This window comes from Methanobrevibacter oralis, assembly GCF_001639275.1.
GTDB classification, from domain to species: domain Archaea; phylum Methanobacteriota; class Methanobacteria; order Methanobacteriales; family Methanobacteriaceae; genus Methanocatella; species Methanocatella oralis.
This window is the reverse complement of sequence record NZ_LWMU01000048.1, coordinates 68,172-89,602: the sequence shown is the minus strand read 5'-3', so window position 1 is coordinate 89,602 and position 21,431 is coordinate 68,172. Positions and strand designations below refer to the sequence as shown.

Genomic DNA, 21,431 nt, shown 5'->3' with positions numbered 1-21,431 from the left:
CGCTTTTTTTATAAAAAATTGAAAATTTTATATATTAGAAAATATATATCAATTACTATATTGTTAAATATTTTGGTTAATTACATAGCAAAATCTGAATATTATTTAATGATGTAGAGTGAACAAAAGGTATTAATTTTGAATATAAATTAATAAATTTTCAAATCATCATTTTGATTTGTTATTTATTTTTTATCATTTTAAAATTTTATCTTTAAAAAAATTTGGAGGAATATTTTTGTCATACATAGATGATGTAATAGAAACAATAATAAAACAAAACCCTTCTGAACCAGAATTCCATCAAGCTATTCGTGAAGTATTGGAATCTTTAAGGGTCGTCATTGAGGAAAATGAAGAAGAATTTAGAAAAAATGCTCTTCTTGAAAGATTAACTAACCCAGAAAGACAACTAAAATTCCGTGTTCCATGGGTAGATGATAATGGCCAAGTTCACGTAAACACAGGATACCGTGTACAATTTAACAGTGCAATTGGACCTTACAAAGGAGGATTACGTTTCCACCCCTCTGTAAATGTAGGTATTATTAAATTCTTAGGTTTTGAACAAATTTTTAAAAACTCTTTAACTGGACTTCCTATTGGTGGAGGAAAAGGAGGCTCAGACTTTGATCCTAAAGGTAAATCTGATAGAGAAATAATGGCATTTTGCCAAAGTTTCATGACTGAATTATGTAAGTACATTGGTGCAGATACTGATGTTCCTGCTGGGGATATTGGCGTTGGTGGTCGTGAAATCGGATTTTTATATGGTCAATATAAAAGGATTAGAGGATTATCTGAAGGAGTTCTCACTGGTAAAGGATTATCATATGGTGGTTCTCTTGCAAGAACTGAAGCTACTGGATATGGTTTATTATACTTTACTAATGCAATGTTAAAAGCTAATGATATTGATATTGCAGGTAAAACAATTATTGTTTCTGGAGCAGGAAATGTTGCAATTTATGCAATCGAAAAAGCTCAACAATTAGGGGGTAAACCTGTAACCTGTTCTGATTCAACTGGTTGGATATATGATCCAGAAGGAATTGATGTTGAATTATTAAAAGAAATAAAAGAGGTAAAACGTGAAAGATTAACTGCATATGCTGAAGCTAGAGAAAGTGCAGAATATCATGAAGGTAAAGGTGTATGGACTGTTAAAGCAGATATTGCTCTTCCATGTGCTACTCAAAATGAATTACTCTTAGAAGATGCTAAAAACTTAGTAGCTAATGGTGTAAAAGCTGTAGCTGAAGGAGCTAATATGCCAACTTCAATTGAAGCAACTGAATACTTACAAGAAAATGGAGTATTATTTGCACCTGGAAAAGCTTCAAATGCTGGAGGAGTAGCTACTTCTGCACTGGAAATGTCTCAAAATTCTGAAAGATTATCTTGGAGTTTTGATGAAGTTGATGGTAAACTTCAAACTATTATGGAAAATATCTTTGCAAATGTTGCAGATGCAGCTGCTGAATATAACATGAATAAAAACTATGTTGTAGGAGCTAATATTGCAGGATTTAAAAAAGTAGTGGATGCAATGAACGCACAAGGAATTGTGTAGAACAACCTTACTTATTACAGTGACTGTTAATTTGTTAGCTTGACCTATTTTTTTCTTTTTTTAGGTTATTTAGACTTTATTTTTATATATTTATTGTTAGGATAAATTCATATTTTATTTATTTTTTAAATACTTATTCTATCTATGAATAATTTTATATTTTATTCACTGATTGAATACTTATTCTATATGCAAATAATTTTATATATCTTTAAATAATATAATATGTTGAAGTGTTGATACGATACCATGGGGAACTAGAGGAAATCTTAATGATGATGAATTTTATAACCGTACTAGCGAATTAGATAATCTTAAAAGTCTTTTAAATACTACAGCTAATGGTAATGCACCACAGATATTATTAACGGGTCTTCGAGGTGTTGGAAAAACGGTTTTTCTTAAAAAAATTAAAAAAGAATTGGATGGTGAGTAATTTAGTAGTATACATGAATTTTTCAAATGCTGAATGTTATCAAAAAAAAAGAAAATGTCTATAATTGGATTAATGGAATATTTTTTTAAAGAATTTTTAATTGAAGCCAAAAATAAAAATTTAAATACATTAGATAAAAAAATAGAGAAATTTTTTAAGGTAAATGATTTTAAAATAAAAGATTTCATAAAAATTGATAAATTTCCAATTCCTGTATTTGGAAGTGAAACTAATGTTGAAAAGTTAATGGATTTTGTTTTAACATTGCCTCAAAACATTTATGAAATTAATAACAATAAAATTAAGGGAGTATTAATATTTATTGATGAATTCCAAATCATTAAAGAATTGGATGACTATAAAGATTCTTTTTTATGGAAACTTAGAAATTACATACAAAATCAGAATAATGTGTCTTATCTGTTTTCAGGATCTATTAGTATGCAAGATGAATTAATATCTGAAATTGCAAGTCAGAGAGGAGTGTTTGGAGGGAGAATGATAACAATTAACATGCCTCCATTTACTAAAGAAACTGTAAAATCATATTTAAAACAAAAGGCACCAAATTTAATATTTAGTGATACTGGATTTAATAAATTTTACAAATGTACTTCTGGAATTCCAGCATATGTTAATATTTTTGCAACATTACTTCCAAAAGATATTAAATTAGATGAACATATGGTTAAAATAGAATTTGAAGATAAAATTAAAGTTATAAATTCTCATTTAGTTGTAATGTGGGATAAATTAACATTACGTGAACAATATATTATTATTTCTCTATTAGATGGTCCTTTAAAAAGAAACGAAATTGCAAATAAACTTGGTGTTACCACGGGTTCGATTAGTAGACCTTTAGTTAATCTTCAACATCAAGAATTAATTGTTTTAGAAAATAATTTGTACTATTTATCGGAACCAATTCTTAAAAGGTGGTTAGAATTAGAGTATTCTAAAAATATGAATTTTCTTTTTAGATTGTATTAATTTAATTTGAAGTTCTCTCATTAATTGTATAGATTTAATTCCTTTGATTTGATATGATTGCTTTTCATCTGTAAACAATAGGATTTATTTGTTGGTTAAATATGTAAATTTAAATATTAATAGTCTTTTGGCGGGGCATTGATTTAATTCAGTGATGTCTAGTTAGTTATAACATAAATTTTTATTAAAACAAATTTGGGTAGTTTATGAAATGGAAAATTGGTAATGTTGAAATAAACAATAAGGTAGTATTAGCTCCTATGGCAGGTATTTGTGATTCAGCATTTAGAAATATTATTAAATCCATGGGATGTGGGCTTATTGGGACTGAAATGGTATCTGCTAAAGCAGTCATGCATGGAGATAAAAGAACTAATGAAATGTTATATATGACAGATTTTGAAAGACCTATTTCACAACAAATATTTGGATCTGATGTAGAATCATTTAAAATTGCATCAAAATATATTTACGAATATATGGAACCAGATATTATTGATATTAACATGGGATGTCCTGTTTCAAAGGTAGCTATTAAATCTCAAGCTGGAAGTGCACTACTTAAAAATCCAAATAAGGTTTATGAAATTATAAATGCTTTAACTGGTCAGATTCCTATTCCAATCACGGTTAAAATTAGAAGTGGTTGGGATTGTGATAGTATTAATGCAGTTGAAATTGCCAAAATAGTCGAAAAAGCAGGTGCATCGGCTATTACTATTCATCCAAGAGATAGAAATCAAGGATATTCTGGTCATGCAGATTGGAATATTATCAAGCAAATTAAAGAGGAGTTGTTTATCCCAGTTATTGGTAATGGTGATATTAAATCATGTTATGATGCTAAAAGAATGATTGATGAAACTGATTGTGATGCAATCATGATTGGTAGGGGAGTTCTTGGTAATCCATGGTTAATTAAAGAATGTGTGGATTATTTAGAAAAAGGAATTGAGCCAAAAACAGTAACGGTCGATGAGAAAATTAGCATGATAAAAAAACACATGAATTTACTCATTGATAATAAAGGTGAAAAGGTAGCTATAAAGAAAATGAGATCTCATGCTGCATATTATATGAAAGGATTACCTAGAAGTGTTGATTTTAAACCGAAACTATTTAAAGCTAATACAAAAGAAGAATTATTTAATTTAATTGATGGATACAGGGAATCTTTATATTAAATCATATTTTTCAACATGATTGATAATTCCATTAAAATTAAAGAAAAACAATTTGACATGACTATTAACTTTGTAATGATAACCTTAATGAAGAATATTGTGATTTATGTATTAAAATGGTTCAAAAACTTGGAAGAAAGCTGATGGATTCGATTCATTTTTTCAGAATTTGAAGATTTTATGAGTAATTTTAAAATCCCCAATTATTTACTTGATGATATTATTAATTATGGCAAAGATTATCCGACTTGTGGCATGGAAATTGATATGTTCCATATTTTAGAAAAAATAAAAGAAGGATACAATTTTGATAGTATAATTTTCTAGATAATCTTAAAGCATTGTTTGTTAAAAAATGTCTTTAGATATATTATTAAATAATGAAAATCTAGAATAATTGGTGGAAGATTTTATATTTCAGCGTATGATGAATGGTCTAAAAGATTGATTATTTCAAATGAATAAAAATATTTCCTAGAAAATTGTTTATATAATTTACTTTTTCTAACACTTTTTATTTAGTTTATAAAAATTTTTCATATAAACTTGAAAAGATTAATAATTCTAAAAAAATATTTTATTTTGAAAAGATTAATTTAAATAATATTCAATTGAAATATATAATTGAAGGAGGGTTTATGATGGAAAAAGAATTAGTATCAGCAATCATGGCATCTACATTAGATGTGGATAATATGACAAGTGATAGGATTGAAGCTTTAACAAAAGGTCATGGAATGTTAAATATTGCAGCTATTTGCGCTGCTAATTCTATTGCTGAAGAAGTTATCAGGGGAAGTAACCTTCAATTGACTGATGAAAATGTAAGGGAGCTTCCAATTGATTTTATCTTAAAAAAAGCTATTAAATCTGCTGAAAATGCTGGAGCTGATCCTACAAATGCAGCATTACTAAGTGCAACCTTATGTTATTTTGCAGGATCCAATGCTCAAGCAGGAGTCCCTGCAGGAAATAGAAAACTTGGAGCCATGGCAAGAATGATTGCAGGAGTTAATAGAACTGGTGTAATAGCTATTCCAACTCCAAAAGCTAATAATAGAATATCTGGTTATGCTGCGGTTCGTGCAATTTATGATGATATTTTTGAAGGTAATTTAACCCCAATTGATGGATCAATTCTCCCATTAGGTGTTGGAGGAGGTCCACTTTATGGACATAATTCATTAGGTGAGGATACAGGTTTTACAGTTCTTGCAAAAAAGGGAGCATATTCAGGAACTAAAGGAATGTTAACTGCATATGCTAATGTTGGTATGCCTCCAAGCCCAATAATTGCAGCAATTTTAGGAGTAGCAGCTATTTTAGAAATTGTTCATCCTGATTCAGAAGTTGCAGAAGAATATGGTGGACTTTTTCAAGCTAATAGTGCATATGTTGCAGGTTTAGGAGCATGTGAAGCTGCAGGTCTTCCTGAAAAGTTACATATTAGGGGGACTGGGGAAGAATATGATACAGCTACTTTAGTTGGAGATTTAGGCGTCATCATGAAAGATATTGGAGGGCCTTCTGTTGTAGGTATGATTGCATTTGAAGAAATGTTATCTGCTTTTGAAGAGTCTTTAGATATTGGAGCTGGTTTTTCAGGTGGTCCACTACAACCTCCATTAGGGCACATGGCTGCTGATGCAATTTTGGCTTTAAAAGTATTACTTTCAAAAAATGGGGATATTGAAAAAGCAGCATTAGCTATTGAGGATATTAAAAATAATTTTTGGCTAGAACCTGAAATTGCTAAAATAGCTACAAATACAATTACACGTAAAGCAGAGCAAGTTCAAAGAGGGCCTGTTACAAAAGCTATGATTTTAGCTAGTGAAGGAGCTTTAGCAAAAGAAACTTTAAGAATAGCTAAACTTGCTTATGATAAAATTAAAGAAGGATTAACTGTTGATGAGATAACTAAATTACTCGATGATGAAAAAGTAGAAAATATTCAAAATGCAGCATCTAAAATGTTTAGTGGAATGATGAATAAAGAGATTAATATTAAAATTACTAAATATGCAGGATGTTCTCGTCGAGTTGAAAATCCGTTTTTACGTCATTATGCAGGTTTTGACACAGATGTTGATGCTGAAGTTACAATTGATGGTGAAACTATTAAATTTAAAGGTATTGCAAATAATATAATTCCTGATGCTGTTTTAAATAAAAAAACAGATATTTTAGATGTTATTCCATTAGTTGCAGTTCCTATCGATGAATTACAACTTTGTGGACACACTATAATTAATATCATTGTTCCAGCAGCAGTTGCAGGGGCAATGACTGATGGGGATGTGCATGAAATAGCTGTTAAAGCTACACGGGGAGCATATGTAACTTCATCTATTCCTGGTGGAATTGAAAGGGCAGAAAACTGTGCTAAAAGAGCAAGAAAAATAATGAGAGACTTATCATGTTAATAATGACTACTATTGATGATATATCTCTTGAAAGTATTCCTTATATTGGTAATCGATTAATTGATAATGGAGCTAATAATTTTCATATAATCAATTCATTTACTAAAAAAGGAAGAATGGAATATATTCTATTTGTAGATTTAGATGAGAATAAATTAGAAGATGTTTCATCCCTTTTGGCTTTAGAGTTTGGAACTATTGGGATGAGAATATTGTCTTGTGAACATTTAAAGTTTCCATTTAAATTAAAAACTAAAGATGTTTCTGTTGAGATAAATAAACAAAAATTCAATAAAAAAATCAAAATTAAATATTTATATAATTTAAATGATGAAATAATATCTTTAAAAGCTGAATATGAAGATTTAAAAACTTTTTCTAATGAAATAGCTAGTAATGGATTTAATATTTCTTTTTCTAAAATTAAAACTATTATTGAGGCAGAAGCATATAATGATGATTTAGATGAGATTAAATTATCTCTTTAATCATCATTATAAACTCTTTTTAACTTATATTCCTTAGTGGTAATGTGGTTTTGTTAGAGATAATGTTAAAAAGGAAAAGTGTATGTAAATTTACAAAGGATGAAATTTCAAAAGAACAATTCATGAAATTAGAGGAACTGATGAATTATCTAATTGCTGGTATTTTAGCTTTAGGGATTCCAGAAGGTAATGTTGAACCACAGTCCTTAGATAATATTGGTAAAAGTAAAATTCATTTTTTAATTTAGTTTTACTACTTTTCACCCTAATAAAGTTACAAAATATTTAAATAGATTTCATACATAGGTTATATTAGGAAGGTTTTAAAAATGCATGTTAAAGATATTTTAGATGATTTAGGTTTAAGAATTAAAATACCGCAACATTGGTATTCAACTGATGTTCACAATGATTTTGAAGAAGCTGAATTAGTAGAAAACGATGATGTAATCAAAATCAGAGTTGAAAATGACGGTAAAGTTAGGATGATTATTATTGATGTAAATGATGGAATGTCTGTTGTTACTAAATTACCGAATGGTAAAGTCAATGGTGTGAAATATCTCAATAATAAAGATGATTTTGAATATATTGGAAAACCATCTGATTTATATTTATAATTTTTTTTTTAAAAAAATTTCTTAAATTAGAATAAATCTAATTTAAGAACTATTTAAACAATCCACTTTCTTTTAAACGTTCTTCAAAGTAGTGGGATCTTTTATCTGCTTTTGTTTTGATAATTATTGCTATTATTTCAGTTAAAATTCCTACAACAACTAAAAATACTAATGCTGGTATATAATTTGACCATACAATTCCAAGGGCGGATTCACGTAGTAATGTTATTGCATGTGTCATTGGAAGATACGAGTACAATTGTTGAAATATAGGACTCATAATTTCTATTGGATAAATTCCTCCAGTACCAGATATTTGAAGTACTAAAAGAATAACAGCAACACCTTCACCAACGGTTCCTAATGCAGATAAAAATGAATAAACTATCGTCATAAATATTACAGATATTAATACTCCTGAAAATATGAATAATGCAGGATTTTCAACAGTAATTCCAAGAATAAATGCACTTGATAATGTAATTAAAGCTTGTAAAATACTCATTATAATAAACAAAGCTAATTTACCAAAATATACTTCTATTGGTTTGTATTTAGTCTTATGACTACTTCCAACTTTTATCATAGCTCCAGTAATAACTGCACCAACCCACATTGATAAAACAATATAAAATGGAGCTACTTGTGAACCATAATTATCAACTGGATATAGTTCTTCTTTTTCTAATTCAACAGGTGAATAAAAATAATCTCCAACTTTATCTTTATCAATTCCAGTAACATCAGATAATGAATCAGATGCAATAGCTAGTGAACTTGAAGCTGAAAATAAAGCAGAAGCGGCTGAATTAGCAAGTAATTGTGAACCTGCTGCTAAACTTAATGATCCTTCAGCTAATTTTCCAGAACCATCTGCTAAATCAACTGCCCCATTTGCTAATTTTGAAGCTCCACCTGCTACATCAGATGCTCCATTAGCTAGTTTTGCTGAATTATTAGCTAATTTAACAGAACCTTGTGCAACAGAGTTTGATCCACTAGCTACTTTTGAACTTGAATTGGCTAATTTAACAGAACCTTCAACCACATTCTTTACTGGTCCATCAGGTAATTTACTAGGATCAATACTTGATTGGATTTGAGAGGCACTATCTTGAACTTTTTTAGAACCACTACTTACTTGTCCTGCAGCATTTGAAAGATCAGATGCGCCTTTATTGATATTGTTGGATCCAGATTTTATTTGTGATGCTCCATTTTGAACATCATTAGCTCCGGAATTTACCTGATTTTTAGCATTAGCTAAGTTTGAAGCTCCAGATGATACTTTATTTGCACCATTTGAAACATCATGAGCTCCTGATGATAATTGTGATGCTCCTGATGATAATTGCATTGACCCTGATGATAAACTTGATTGTAAATCACCTAATTTTCCATAAGCAGCAATATTTATAAATTCTACAATTTTTGCATTCATAGTATTATATACAGCTTTTGCTCCACTATCTGTTAGTTTATTTGCAACTGGATTTTCTTTAATATTGACAATATAAATTAATTTTGCAGATTCTGGATTATCTGAGGTAATCGAAACTACTTTTTGACTGAAATTTTTAGGGATTATGATTCCAGCGTAATATGTTCCATTATCTACTCCTTGCCTCAAATCTTTTTCACTAACAAATTTCCAGTTAAAATCACTATTATTTTTTAACTCATTTACAAGTTCGCTACCAGCTTCTATTTTTTCACCATCATATTGAGAACCATTATCTAGATTAGCTATTGCAAAATCTATATCGTCAGTTCTTTGGTAGGGATCCCAACAAGCTTCAATATTTATGAGTGCGTATAATGATGGAATGATAATTAAAGCTACTAAAACAATAACTACAATTGGGTTTTGAAATGCTGATTTTAAATCATTTTTCATGATTTCAGAAATGTTTTTTAATGTTTTTTCCATTTTATACCTCACATTTTATTCCATTTATTATAATTTCAAGGAAGTCTTTAACATACTGGTCTATATCATAATGGGGACTTTTTCCATAAACTTTCCAAAGAATCATGGATTCAAAAAGAATACTAAACATATTTAAGGCTAATACATGTGGATTAACTTTTTTTATTTCTTTTTTAGCAATTTTTATTTTAAAAAATTCTGTTAGTTTATTTATTATCATATCAGAAGTTTTTGAAAATAATTGTTCATCCCCGGGATTTCTTACTTCTTCTAATCCTATTTTAATAATATTTAATTCATTATCAGACAAATTTACTATTTTATAAAAACAATTTTTTGAGTATTCTTCAAAACTAATTTCATCATTAAATTGAAATATTTCTTCTAATTGATTTATTAAATAATCACTATAATATTCTTTAACTATTTCCATTAACCTGTGTTTTGATTTGAACTTTCTAAATAATGTTACTTCATTTATATTGGCTTTTTTAGCAATTTTTTTTGTCGTTGCTCCACTGTATCCTTCTTTTTCTAATACATCAAATGAAGCATTTATTATTCTCTCTTCAACACTACCAGCTTTTACTTCCATAATGTAAGTAAGCACCTACATACATATAAACCTTTTCATTGTTTTGACTTTGAAAAATTATTTTTGAAAAACACAAAAATGTTATATAGTGTTTATAACATAAGATAGAGTACCCTTTAAAAGCAAATATTTTTTAGAAAATGAATATCAACTTAGAATATTTATGTAAAATTGTATAAATTTTAGTATATTTAAAAGAATATCATTTAAAAAATTGATTAGTTTTAGAAAAGTTGGTTTACTAAAAAGATGTTTAGATATTGTGTAAATGACTAAAAGGTGTTATCATGGAAAATAAAACAACCAGAACCAATAAAAATGATTTATTTAAAATTAATTGGAGTGAAAAAGTAATGCAATTAGATGAAACCATTAGAAAAGAAATTGGTATTGATGGTATTAATGATGCTAAAAACATATTAATTAAAGTCCAAACTAAATCTCCAGAGTCTATTGAACCAGCATTTATTGTAGGTGAAGATGAATTATTTTTAGAATTATTTGTACTATCTCCTGAAAATGGAGGAATCATATCAACAGCCGTTTTAAAGAATAATATTCAAAGTATTGGTGTTATTGGAGGGGTTTCTAGTGAAAAAAGAGATATCAGTGAAATTTCTTCAGAAGAATTATTGAACGATTTTGGTGGATTATACCAATAATTACTTTAAATAATGAAAGTTTAAAAAAATAATGAGGTAGGTTATTATCCTAGTCTACTAACTTTTATTAACGATTCGATAGGAACATCTTCAATTTCAGATAATCCTGCTTTATCAATTAATACGGTAACACAAGTAGGTTCTCCACCTTGGTCTTTAACTGTATGAATGACTTCTTTTACAGTTTTACCGCTAGTTATAACATCATCTACAATAATGACTTTTTTACCTTCAACATTTCCGAAGTTTGTACTGATAGTTCCTTCATCATCAGTTGTGTCTTGTCCTTTTCTATGTTTATTTGGGTGGAAAATAGCTAGTGAAGTTTCTGTTTCTGACATATCTTCTAAAAAATCAGCCATCATGGTTGCAAATGGTACACCACTTACAGCAATTCCAACAACTACATTTGCTTCTCCATGAGATAATGCCATGTCACTTAATGCACCAGAAACATATCTTAAACGTGTTGAATTACCTCCAACACTTTTCCAATTTATTGCAAAGTCTGTTGGTGCTTTTGTTTTTTCTTCAGTTGGTTTTTGTAAAGTTAACCATCTAGCTGTGTCCATACTAACATTGAGTTCATCAGCTATTTCTCCAGTTGTAAAACCGTGTTGTCTTAGTTCTTGAGCTTTTTTAATTAATTTTTTCTTCAATTATATCACCTGATTAAAGTTCATCAAAACTAATTGGTTTATGTTCCCTAGAAGATTTATTAGCAGCAATAACCATTTTAAGAGCTTTAAGACCATCTTCACCAGTGATTTCTGGTTCTTGATCGTTTTCAACTGCATTTAAAAAAGATTTTAACTCTTCTTTCAATGGTTCTTCATGTTTAATTTCAATATCTTGAGCAAATTTGCCAAATACATCAATACTTTGTTCAATATAATCTACAGATATGATACCATCAGTTCCAGTAAGTTCTAATTCTCTTCTTTTGTATGGAGTTAACCAATTAACTTCAATAATTCCAGTAGATTCATTATCAAAACTTACCATAATTTCAGCATGATCTTCAAATTCACAATCATCTAAAATACTGTTCATTACGCCATAAACTTGAACAATATTTTCATCAAATAAGTAATTCATTACATCTAAATCATGAATAGCTAAATCTATTGCAACACCAACATCTTTTATTCTTGGAGGTAGTGGTCCTACTCTTTTTGCAAATGCTGAAACGATATCTCCAATAACACCATCATCAACAAGTTCTTTAGCTTTTTGAACTGCGGGGTTAAATCGTTCTACATGTCCTGTTGCAAGTATAACTCCTGCTTCTTTTGCAGCAGCAATCATTTCTTCAGCTTCTTCTAAAGTAAATGCAATTGGTTTTTCAACTAAAACATGCTTTTTGTTTTTAATGGCTTCCATCACTACTGAATGGTGGAATGTTGTTGGGACACAAATACTAACTGCTTCTATTTCAGGATTTTCTAATAATTCATTGTAGTCAGTATAACCGGTTGTTTCATATTTTTTTTCGATTCTTTTTAAAGCTCTTTCATTAACATCTGAAATAGCAATTAAATTAGCTTCTTCCATTTTATGGTATACACGCACATGGTTTTCACCCATTGCTCCTACTCCAATAACTCCTACATTTACTGCACTCAATTTTATTCCTCCTTAAACATAGTCCTCAAAAAGTCTCCCAATTTTTTTACCAAGTTCAACAGCATTTTTAATGGAACCTTTTTCAGTTTGCTCTTTTAAGATATTTCCTTCTTTAGTTAATAATATTGAATAAATATTAAACTGATTTTCTTTCATACGTGCAATTGAACCAATTGGCCATTGACAGCCAACACCAAGTTCTTCAAGCACTTTTTTTTCTGCAAATACTTCTTGCATTGAAGTATAATCATTTAACTTTGATATAGCTTCTTTTTTATCAGAATCTTTTCTAGTTATAATGGCTAATGCTCCTTGTCCAGCAGGAGGTGTGATATAATCTAGAGAAAATACTTGTTTTATGTATTTTGTTAAATTTAATCGTTTAATTCCTGCTTCAGCCATAATAGTAGCATCTAAATCACTTTCATAAACTTTTCGAATTCTAGTTTCAATGTTACCTCTCATAGGTTTAAGTTCAAAATCTTTTTGGTAACGATTACAAAAAGCTTCACGTCTTAAGCTACTTGTTCCAAGTTTAGAACCTGTTTTTAATTCATTCCAACTTTTATCTGATATTAGAACTTCATTTGGAGATTCACGTTTAGGGACAGCTACTATTTCTAAATCTTCATCTAATTCAGTAGGCAAATCTTTAAAACTATGAACAGTAAAATCAACTTCTTCATCAAGAAGAGCAATATCTAATTCTTTAGTAAATAATCCTTTTGAATCTATGTTGTATAGTTGAGAATTAGTTATTTTATCTCCTTTTGTTTTAATTATGTTGATGTCAATAGCTTTTTTTGTTATTTTAGACAGTTCAGAACATACTTGTTTTGTTTGTGCAAGTGCTAATTGACTTCCTCTTGTTCCAACAATCATTTAATAGTCACCAATTGTTTAATAACTTAATTTAAGAAAAATCTTTTTAATTATATTTATAAGTTTTAACTTATAACAAATATTTATATTCTTAATCTTTATAATTAATATTTATTAAATGTTTCAATTTTCATTTAAGAATAATTTTGTTTTATCGTTTAGATAATTTGCTGTAATTGGATCTGTAAATGAATAATAAGTTTTTGTTGTTTTTAATAGCTAAATCATAAACTTCATTATAATTTTCCATATATTTTGGCTTATTTTTCATTTTATCTAATATTCCATTACCAACAGGTCCTGTAAGTATAATATCATTGCTAATAGTATCTAAAAATTCACTTACTTTTTTTTCATCAATTTCTTCACAAGTAATACCATAATCTCCACCAATAGCAATGTAATAATTTTTTAAATCTTTAATCATGTTTATTGATTCTTTTATAGCTTTTGTATTTATTCCAGGATTAATCTCTTCTATAATAATGCTATTTTTAATTGTTTTTTTATTTGTTCTTCCTTTAATTCCTTTATATTTTTTAAGTCCAGATATTATTTTTTCTTTATCAATATTTAATGATAAACAGGTTAAAACAACTCCTAGTACATTTGAAACATGATGAAGTCCTGGTGCAAAGCTTTCCACTTTAAAATTACCACTTATTCTTTCTCCTTTTAGAGTTATCATGTCTTTATATTCTAAGTCCATGATTGTTTTATCTAATGAAAAATTCACATCATTTAAGTAAAGATTAGCATTTTTATCATCTAGAGAAAAGCTATTGATTTTTTCATGATGGATATCTGAATAATACTTATCTAAACTTTCTTTTTGACAAACTACAAGGTTACAATCAAATATTTGTTTTTTAGCTTCAGCTGCATTACATTTGTTTTTAGCTATTGAATAATTTTCAGCAATGTTTGTTAAAAGACCAACATCACCAATACCGCAAGCTCCAAGAGAGTTTTCAAAAATAGCTAAATTATAATCCTTTCCATTTGCTAAATCTATTGTTTCTTTAATATTAGCTGGAGTTATTGAGATATTTTTTTTGAGCAGGCTCTTTTTACCATTGTTATAAAAAATTGCACCTAAACTAGATAAAATTAAAGGATTTTTATCTATTAATATTTCTTTAAGCATAAAAACAGAGCTAGTTTTCCCTTTAACTCCTGTTATTTCTACTTTTAAAATATTTTTGCCCCATTCTTTTAAAAGTTCTTTAACTGCTTTGTGGTGTGTGATGAATGTATAATTTAAATCGGGATTGTGTTTTTTAATTTCTTCATGTGTTAAAGGAAGATGAATTGGATAAATAACTTTTAAATTATTTCTTAACTTATTTATGTCTTTTAATTGGATTAATTCTACTTTATAATTCTTTAAAAGCTTTTTTTCATCAATTTTTAATGTGTTGTATATGTCATAAGCATATACTTTTTCACCTTTTTTAGCTAAATTAATAGCTATTTTGACTCCACCATGTGTTAAATCAATTACTAGATTAGTAGTGGTTTCCGTCATTAATTCCGCCTTCACTTAGTTTGTCTTTAACTTTTTCATAGAAATATTTTGTAGAGGTTCTAATGAAATACACATCTTTTTCTGATTTTTTAAATTTAATTTCTTCCTGATATTCAGCTTCTTCGTTTCTTTGCCCATCCATTACAAATACAGCACTTTTACCTTTTTTAAGTAATTTAACAATGATTTCACTATTGTCTGACACGATAAATGGTCTTACACCTAATTTATAGGGGCATATTGGAATTATAACAAATCCTTCTACCTTAGGATCAACAATAGGTCCACCTGCTGACATTGCATAAGCAGTAGATCCACTTGGTGTTGAAATTATTAATCCATCAGCTCTAACTTCTTCTATTATTTCACCATCTACTTGTATTTCAAAATGCAACATTTTAGCAGGTTTATTTGTCATGATTACTACTTCATTCATTGCTGTGTATCTGTGATTTTCGTGAGATACAACAAGTTTTGTTCTTTTTTCTTTGTAGTAATTTTCATTAAAAACTTCATCCAATGCTTTAAATGTGTCTTCGCTTTCAATTTCTGTTAAAAATCCCACTGTTCCCATATTAACTCCAAATAATGGTGTTTCATCTTTTAATTTTGATTGTGCTCTGAGGAGAGTCCCATCTCCTCCAAGAACAATAGCCATATCACAATCAAAGTCAAAAATACTTTCAGAAATTGTTTTAAAGTTTCGATTAAGATTTACATCATCGAAAAATGAGGATAATTTGGGTGAATTCTTTTTTACTTTTTTTATTCTTTTATCTAATTTAGGGTCTTGTTTTAGTTCTTCGATTTTATTAGCTAACCTTTTTTCAATAACTACTTGTTTTCCTTTTTTTTCTAGGTAATCTATGATCTTAGCTGAGAATAATAATGCTTTATATTTATCAATACGGCTTATAATACCTATTTTTTCGAAATGTTCTGATTGATTATTATTTAAAATGTCAATTATTTGTTTGTGTAATTTTTCAGTATTAGCTGCAACTACAATAGCTCTTTCATGGATGCTTAGTTTGTTGTTTAATTTTTCACCATATTTATTTGTGATAATTCCTCCTGCTTCTTCTACAATTAATTTAGATGCGGCTATATCTATAATTCGACTGCCTCTCAAATCAAGGAAGGCATCATATCTTCCACTAGCTATATATGAAAGTTCTAAAACTACACTTCCAAGCACTCTCATTCTTCTTGCATTATCAACTAATTTTGATGCTTCTATGGTTCCACTTTTGGTAAATCCTCCAAGAGACATGTTAGCTATGTTAGTTTCATCGCTTGGATGTACTGATTCATTATTTAACCAACATCCTTTTCCTTTCTCCGCTTCAAAAAAGTTACCATTCCCGAAATTATTAATAAAGCCTAATTCTACATCGTTTAAATTAGCTATTCTTCCTTTAGGAACATTTGCAATAGCTATTGAAATACCGTAAGCAGGAATTTCTTTAATTGCATTGCTTGTTCCATCAAGAGGGTCAACTAAGAATATGAATTTCGGTCGCTCCTCATTATCTTCTAATTCACGTCTTAATTCTTGAGTTAAAACAACACTTTTTTCTGTTCCTTTTCCTAATTTTAACTCTCCAATTTCTTCACTAATAATGTAAGAGTAAACAGGAGCATTTTTTAATATATTAATGACTTTTTCTTCAGCAATAATATCAATAAGGGATGTTGGTGTTCCATCAGCTCCCATTTTTACTTTTTCCCCGGATTCTACTTTTCCAACATAGGGTCGTATAGCTCTTCCAACTTCTTTTATAATTTCATAAGAAAGATCAGTTGCTATTTTTTTATCTCGAGCATCCATTTTTATTCCTCTATTATATCTTCATTTAAATAAATAACTGATGAAACTACTGATGCAATATTTTTAACTGTTGTTGTTGATTCTTTTACAATTAAATCTTTTATTTCAACATCTCGTTTTTCCATCATATATTTTACCATCAATTCTGCTTTATTTAATAGTTCTTTTCGATTTTTGTTTATTCCACTTGTTTCAACTACACAACCTAATTTATTTCCAATAGCTACTGCTACAACTGCTGTTATTTGATCTCCTGGTGTGTTGGATGTAACTTCAGATAATACACAGTTGACCATAGCTCCAGCTTTAAGTTTAGGTAGTTTTTTTATTTCTGTGTTTCCTGAAAGCATACTGGATACTTTGATTAAATTAACATCTCCAATTCCTGCATCACTTAGAGCATTGTCGAAAGCATTTAATTTTGTTGGACCTTCATCTTTTCCACAAACTATAGCTATTTTCATTTAAATCACTAAATTTTAATATGTTATTTCTATTTAATAATATTATATAATGAATTTTTATATATGCCTTAAAATTAAATAGTATTTTAAATTATAATTAAATAGGTGTAACTTTATGATTTTAAACAAATATTTGTCTTTATTGTTGAGTGTAGCATTTTATATTTTGTTAGTCTTATTATCTTCATCTATGATCATGATATTTGTTAAAAGTAGTTTAGCTTCTTATTTAGGTGTAATACTGCTGATTGTATTCTTTATTCTTTCTCGTTCATTTTATAATTTTTTGAGAAATGATGATGAGTTTAAAAATACTAAGAAGAAATCTAGTGATGTTAAAGGAGAACATTATATAATTAAGGGAGAAAAAGACAGTAAAAAATTGTTTATTATAATTTGGGTTATTTTTATATTGTTTTGTTTGTCTATTGCAATGATTTTATTTTTGAAAAATAAAGCTTTAATATAATAGGTACTTTTATATAAAATAGAACATATAAATTAATATTAGTCTAATAATATTCCTTATTATAAGATTATAAAAACCGGTTTTTATTTATGGAGGAAAATTAATGTCAACAAAAGTTGTAGAGATTAAAACATTAAAAGTTGGAAAATATATAGTTTTAGGTGGAGAAGCATCTAAAATTACTAGTTTAACTACTTCATCCCCTGGTAAACATGGGGCTGCAAAAGCAAGATTAGAAGCTGTAGGTATCTTTGATAATCAAAAAAGAAGCATTGTAAAACCAGTAGATACTAAAGTAGATATTCCTATTATTGATAAAAGAGTAGGTCAAGTTTTATCCATTCAAGGTGACAATGTTCAATTAATGGATATGGAAAGTTATGATACATTAGATTTACCAATGCCTGAAGAGTTAAAAGATACAATAACTGAAGGTATTGAAGTAGAATACATTGTTGCTTTAGGTAACATGAAAATAATGAGAACTAAATAAGTTCTTCTATTATTTTTCCTTTCAAGATTAATTATGCTATTAAACACTTACGAACCTTGGAAATTTGCATTTTCTAGTGAAAATGATTTTGAAAATATTCGTGAGAATTCATATGGTATAATTGGAGTTCCATTTGACAGCACTACTTCTTATCATTCTGGAACTCGTTTGGGTCCAATTGTTGTTCGTGAAGCATCATTTGGCCTTGAAAAATTTAATACTATTTTTAATAAAGAATTAACAGCTAATTTTTATGATTTTGGAGATGTTAATGTAGTTTATGGTAATTGTAAAGCAACATGTGACATTGTAGAAGAAACTGTTTGTGAATTAGCTGATTTAAAAATTAAACCAATTATAATTGGTGGAGAACATTCTGTATCTATCGGAGCTATTAAAGCACTTTTTAATCAATATGGTAGTTTGACAGTTATACATTTAGATGCTCATAGAGATTTAGCTTTTGATTTTATTGGTGAGAAGTATTCTCATGCAACTGTTATGAGGAGAGCTCATGAAATTGGTTGCGATTTGGTTCAAATTGGAATTAGGTCATCGTCTATTGATGAAGAGGAATTTGTAAAATCAACGTATAATATTCAAACATTTAAAAATAAAGATGTTCATAAACATATGGATGCTATTGAGTATTATGTATCTAATATTGATGGTCCTATTTATTTATCTATTGATATGGATGTAGTTGATCCATCTATTGCTCCTAATGTGGGTAATCCAGTTCCTGCAGGATTGTTTATTTCTGAGATAGAAGATTTACTTCAGGCTGCATCTCATAAAAATATTGTTGGTTTTGATGTTGTAGAAACAGCTAGTGACAAATTAGGTGATGTTACTGCAGTTGTTGCGGCTAAAATTATTCATGATTTTTTAACATTAATTGATTAATTTAACTATATGTCTTATTCGGTGAAAAGATTATATATGATGAATTAAAAATTTAGGTATACCTAATTATTGATGTTTTAGAATTAATACATCAAATCAGAAAAGGAGGTGTTTTATGAAAGAAAGAGTAGATTTATCTGGTGTTAGTGAAACAATGCTTGTTCCATTATATTCAAGAGCATTAGAAAATAATAGGGAAAATCCAGCATTTTATGATAAAACTGCAATTGAGATTATTAATAATCTTGATTACGATTTTGCAGAACGTTTTAAAGAGTCTAAAAATAAAATGAACTTTTGGGGATGTGCTGCAAGAACTATTATACTAGATGATGAGGTTTCTAAATATATTAAAAACAACCCTGAATGTTCTGTTATTAATTTAGCTTGTGGTTTGGATGATAGATTTAGTAGAGTAGATAATGGAAAAATAAAATGGTATAATATTGATTTTGAAAATGTTATCTCTTTGAGAAATAAATTAATAGATAATCATGATAGAGTTTTAAATATTTCATCTTCAGCTCTTGATTTTAATTGGATTGATAAAATTGAGAATAAAGATAATGTTTTAATCATAGCTGAAGGTTTTTTAATGTATTTATCTGAAGAAAAGGTAAAAAAATTATTTTTTAAAATTTCTGAAAGCTTTGGAAAAGTTGAATTACTTATAGAATTAATGACTCCTTGGATGGTAAAAAATCAAAAGAATCATGATACTGTGAGGCAAACTGGTGCAGTATTTAAATGGGGTATAAAAGAAAGTCGAGATTTTGAAGATCTCTGTCCAATGTTTAAAATGACTGGAGATTATAATTTAACTAATGTTATGAAAAGATATTCTCCAATTTTTATTACTTTAATTTCTCCATTTCTAAAATCTAGAAACAATAGAATCGGCAAATTCAAAAAAATAAATTAATTTGAATCATAACTTTTCAATTGATTTATTTTCTTTTTTTTATTATTCATATTATGATGCTTTAGATTTATCTTTTTAACTGCTGATATATTACTTGATTGAAAGGATAGGATTTCATCAATACAATTAAATATCACTTTAAAGTATACTTATAATATTAATTATAATGGGGCAAAGTATTATGAATAAAAGAACTATTGAACTTTCTGGCCATATTATAGATTCATTGGCTCTTACTAAGACAATGGGTTTAATTATGGACAAAGGTGGGGATTTTGATATATTAGAATTCGAAGTTGGTAGAAAAAAATCAGATACAAGCAGAGCTAAAATTTCTGTTTCTGCTGAATCTCCTGAATTGTTGGATTCAATATTAGATGAATTATCTGTTCTTGGTGCATCAATTGCAGAGTTAAAAGAAGTTCAATTAGTTGCATCAACTAAAGATAAAGTTGCTCCTGAAGGTTTTTATTCCACATCCAACCATACAACTCACATTCTTTATGCTGGGGATTGGATTTATGTAGAACAAATTGAAATGGATTGTTTGATTGTTGTTGATGAAGAAGAAAAACGAGCTTTTGTTAAACCAATAGATGATATTAAAGCTGGAGATAAAATTGTCGTTGGTCTTGAAGGAGTAAAAGTTACACCTCCTCAGAGATCAAGAGGTGAGCAAGAAGTATTTGAGTTTATGAATAGTGAAGTTTCTTCTGAAAAACCATTGATGAGTTTAATTAATGGAATTGCTGATGAAATAAAAGAAATTAAGAAAAAAGGCGGGAAAATAGCCATTGTTGGAGGGCCTGCTATTGTTCACACAGGTTCTGGTAAGTTTTTAGCATCATTAATTCGTGAAGGTTATATTGATGTTATAATGGCAGGTAATGCATTAGCTACTCATGATATTGAAAGTAATTTGTTTGGAACATCGTTAGGTATTGAGGTAGAAACTGGTAAAATTATAGCTCATGGTCATACTCATCATATGAGGGCAATTAATAGAATTAATAATTCAGGTTCTATTAAGAATGCTGTTGAGGATGGAACTTTAAATGGTGGAATCATGTATGAATGTATTAAGAATGATGTTCCATTTGTCTTAGCCGGTTCTATTCGTGATGATGGTCCTCTTCCTGATGTAATAACTGACACAGCTAAATCTCAAAGAATAATGAGAAAATACGCTCAAGAAGTTGACATGGTTATTATGATAGCTACAATGTTGCATTCGATTGCAACTGGTAATTTACTACCTTCAAAAGTAAAAAGTATTTGTGTAGATATTAATCCATCTACGGTTACTAAATTATCTGATAGAGGTAGTGCTCAGGTAGTTGGTATTGTAACAGATATTGGTACATTTTTACCTCTTCTTTATAATTCATTACATGAGGATTAAA

23 protein-coding genes are annotated in these 21,431 nt (G+C 28.5%); 15 read left to right on the top strand and 8 right to left on the bottom strand.

Annotation, left to right across the window (positions count from 1 at the left end; translation table 11 throughout):
* The first annotated feature begins 238 nt into the window (after positions 1-238).
* The 9 genes from gdhA (at position 239) to MBORA_RS02655 (ending at position 7,720) form a co-directional block, all read left to right on the top strand.
* Positions 239-1,573, top strand: a complete 1,335-nt coding sequence (gene gdhA / locus MBORA_RS02685; RefSeq protein WP_042691403.1) for an NADP-specific glutamate dehydrogenase — start codon at positions 239-241, stop codon at positions 1,571-1,573.
* A 244-nt stretch (positions 1,574-1,817) separates the two neighbouring features.
* Positions 1,818-2,009, top strand: a complete 192-nt coding sequence (locus tag MBORA_RS11435) for an ATP-binding protein (RefSeq protein ID WP_106787296.1) — start codon at positions 1,818-1,820, stop codon at positions 2,007-2,009.
* 54 nt (positions 2,010-2,063) lie between these two features.
* Positions 2,064-3,002, top strand: a complete 939-nt coding sequence (locus MBORA_RS02680; RefSeq protein WP_169805457.1) for an AAA family ATPase — start codon at positions 2,064-2,066, stop codon at positions 3,000-3,002.
* A 206-nt stretch (positions 3,003-3,208) separates the two neighbouring features.
* Positions 3,209-4,186, top strand: a complete 978-nt coding sequence (gene dusB / locus MBORA_RS02675) for a tRNA dihydrouridine synthase DusB (RefSeq protein WP_042691401.1) — start codon at positions 3,209-3,211, stop codon at positions 4,184-4,186.
* A gap of 180 nt (positions 4,187-4,366) precedes the next feature.
* Complete coding sequence (locus MBORA_RS10490) at positions 4,367-4,513, top strand: hypothetical protein (protein ID WP_156482687.1); 147 nt, start codon at positions 4,367-4,369, stop codon at positions 4,511-4,513.
* 311 nt (positions 4,514-4,824) lie between these two features.
* Positions 4,825-6,612 carry a hypothetical protein gene (locus MBORA_RS02670; protein WP_198643709.1) on the top strand — a complete coding sequence of 596 codons (1,788 nt, stop codon included), beginning with the start codon at positions 4,825-4,827 and terminating at the stop codon, positions 6,610-6,612.
* The gene (gene larC2, locus MBORA_RS02665) at positions 6,606-7,100 is read left to right on the top strand and encodes a nickel pincer cofactor biosynthesis protein LarC2 (RefSeq protein ID WP_063720198.1); all 495 of its coding nucleotides are present in this window, start codon (positions 6,606-6,608) and stop codon (positions 7,098-7,100) included. The genes MBORA_RS02670 and larC2 overlap by 7 nt, the downstream gene beginning before the upstream one ends.
* A gap of 44 nt (positions 7,101-7,144) precedes the next feature.
* Positions 7,145-7,348 (top strand): nitroreductase family protein, encoded by a 204-nt coding sequence (locus tag MBORA_RS02660; RefSeq protein WP_147659453.1) that lies wholly within the window; start codon positions 7,145-7,147, stop codon positions 7,346-7,348.
* Between the two features lie 81 nt (positions 7,349-7,429).
* Positions 7,430-7,720 (top strand): hypothetical protein, encoded by a 291-nt coding sequence (locus MBORA_RS02655; protein ID WP_042691392.1) that lies wholly within the window; start codon positions 7,430-7,432, stop codon positions 7,718-7,720.
* A gap of 49 nt (positions 7,721-7,769) precedes the next feature.
* Here the strand turns inward: MBORA_RS02655 and MBORA_RS02650 are convergent, their stop codons facing one another.
* On the bottom strand, positions 7,770-9,650 hold the full coding sequence (locus tag MBORA_RS02650) for a YhgE/Pip domain-containing protein (RefSeq protein ID WP_042691390.1): 1,881 nt from the start codon (positions 9,648-9,650) through the stop codon (positions 7,770-7,772).
* A 1-nt stretch (position 9,651) separates the two neighbouring features.
* The gene (locus MBORA_RS02645) at positions 9,652-10,245 is read right to left on the bottom strand and encodes a TetR/AcrR family transcriptional regulator (RefSeq protein WP_063720197.1); all 594 of its coding nucleotides are present in this window, start codon (positions 10,243-10,245) and stop codon (positions 9,652-9,654) included.
* A gap of 287 nt (positions 10,246-10,532) precedes the next feature.
* Between MBORA_RS02645 and MBORA_RS02640 the strand changes: the two genes are divergently transcribed.
* Positions 10,533-10,907 carry a hypothetical protein gene (locus MBORA_RS02640; protein ID WP_042691388.1) on the top strand — a complete coding sequence of 125 codons (375 nt, stop codon included), beginning with the start codon at positions 10,533-10,535 and terminating at the stop codon, positions 10,905-10,907.
* 44 nt (positions 10,908-10,951) lie between these two features.
* Here MBORA_RS02640 and MBORA_RS02635 read toward each other — a convergent pair whose 3' ends face one another.
* The 6 genes from MBORA_RS02635 to MBORA_RS02610 all read right to left on the bottom strand — a co-directional run bounded on the left by MBORA_RS02635 (position 10,952) and on the right by MBORA_RS02610 (position 17,238).
* Positions 10,952-11,566 carry an orotate phosphoribosyltransferase-like protein gene (locus MBORA_RS02635; RefSeq protein ID WP_063720196.1) on the bottom strand — a complete coding sequence of 205 codons (615 nt, stop codon included), beginning with the start codon at positions 11,564-11,566 and terminating at the stop codon, positions 10,952-10,954.
* 13 nt (positions 11,567-11,579) lie between these two features.
* A complete protein-coding gene (locus MBORA_RS02630; RefSeq protein WP_063720195.1) occupies positions 11,580-12,533 on the bottom strand; it encodes a Gfo/Idh/MocA family protein in 954 nt (317 codons plus the stop codon).
* 12 nt (positions 12,534-12,545) lie between these two features.
* Positions 12,546-13,415, bottom strand: a complete 870-nt coding sequence (hemC, locus tag MBORA_RS02625; protein WP_042691386.1) for a hydroxymethylbilane synthase — start codon at positions 13,413-13,415, stop codon at positions 12,546-12,548.
* Between the two features lie 151 nt (positions 13,416-13,566).
* Positions 13,567-14,943, bottom strand: a complete 1,377-nt coding sequence (cfbE, locus tag MBORA_RS02620; protein ID WP_063720194.1) for a coenzyme F430 synthase — start codon at positions 14,941-14,943, stop codon at positions 13,567-13,569.
* Complete coding sequence (locus tag MBORA_RS02615) at positions 14,924-16,774, bottom strand: bifunctional NADP phosphatase/NAD kinase (protein ID WP_063720193.1); 1,851 nt, start codon at positions 16,772-16,774, stop codon at positions 14,924-14,926. The genes cfbE and MBORA_RS02615 overlap by 20 nt, the downstream gene beginning before the upstream one ends.
* Before the next feature lie 2 nt (positions 16,775-16,776).
* The gene (locus MBORA_RS02610; protein ID WP_042691382.1) at positions 16,777-17,238 is read right to left on the bottom strand and encodes a pyruvoyl-dependent arginine decarboxylase; all 462 of its coding nucleotides are present in this window, start codon (positions 17,236-17,238) and stop codon (positions 16,777-16,779) included.
* A 196-nt stretch (positions 17,239-17,434) separates the two neighbouring features.
* Here MBORA_RS02610 and MBORA_RS02605 point away from each other — a divergent pair, with 196 nt between their 5' ends.
* The 5 genes from MBORA_RS02605 to MBORA_RS02585 all read left to right on the top strand — a co-directional run bounded on the left by MBORA_RS02605 (position 17,435) and on the right by MBORA_RS02585 (position 21,430).
* Positions 17,435-17,707 (top strand): hypothetical protein, encoded by a 273-nt coding sequence (locus tag MBORA_RS02605; protein ID WP_169805456.1) that lies wholly within the window; start codon positions 17,435-17,437, stop codon positions 17,705-17,707.
* A 103-nt stretch (positions 17,708-17,810) separates the two neighbouring features.
* Positions 17,811-18,200, top strand: coding sequence for a translation initiation factor IF-5A (locus MBORA_RS02600; protein ID WP_042691377.1), 390 nt, complete (start codon positions 17,811-17,813; stop codon positions 18,198-18,200).
* Positions 18,201-18,233: 33 nt separating this feature from the next.
* Positions 18,234-19,106, top strand: coding sequence for an agmatinase (gene speB / locus MBORA_RS02595; protein WP_042691374.1), 873 nt, complete (start codon positions 18,234-18,236; stop codon positions 19,104-19,106).
* Positions 19,107-19,221: 115 nt separating this feature from the next.
* Positions 19,222-20,028 (top strand): class I SAM-dependent methyltransferase, encoded by an 807-nt coding sequence (locus MBORA_RS02590; RefSeq protein ID WP_063720192.1) that lies wholly within the window; start codon positions 19,222-19,224, stop codon positions 20,026-20,028.
* Positions 20,029-20,209: 181 nt separating this feature from the next.
* A complete protein-coding gene (locus MBORA_RS02585; RefSeq protein ID WP_042691371.1) occupies positions 20,210-21,430 on the top strand; it encodes an ornithine cyclodeaminase, nickel-pincer nucleotide-dependent in 1,221 nt (406 codons plus the stop codon).
* The last annotated feature ends 1 nt before the right edge of the window (position 21,431 follow it).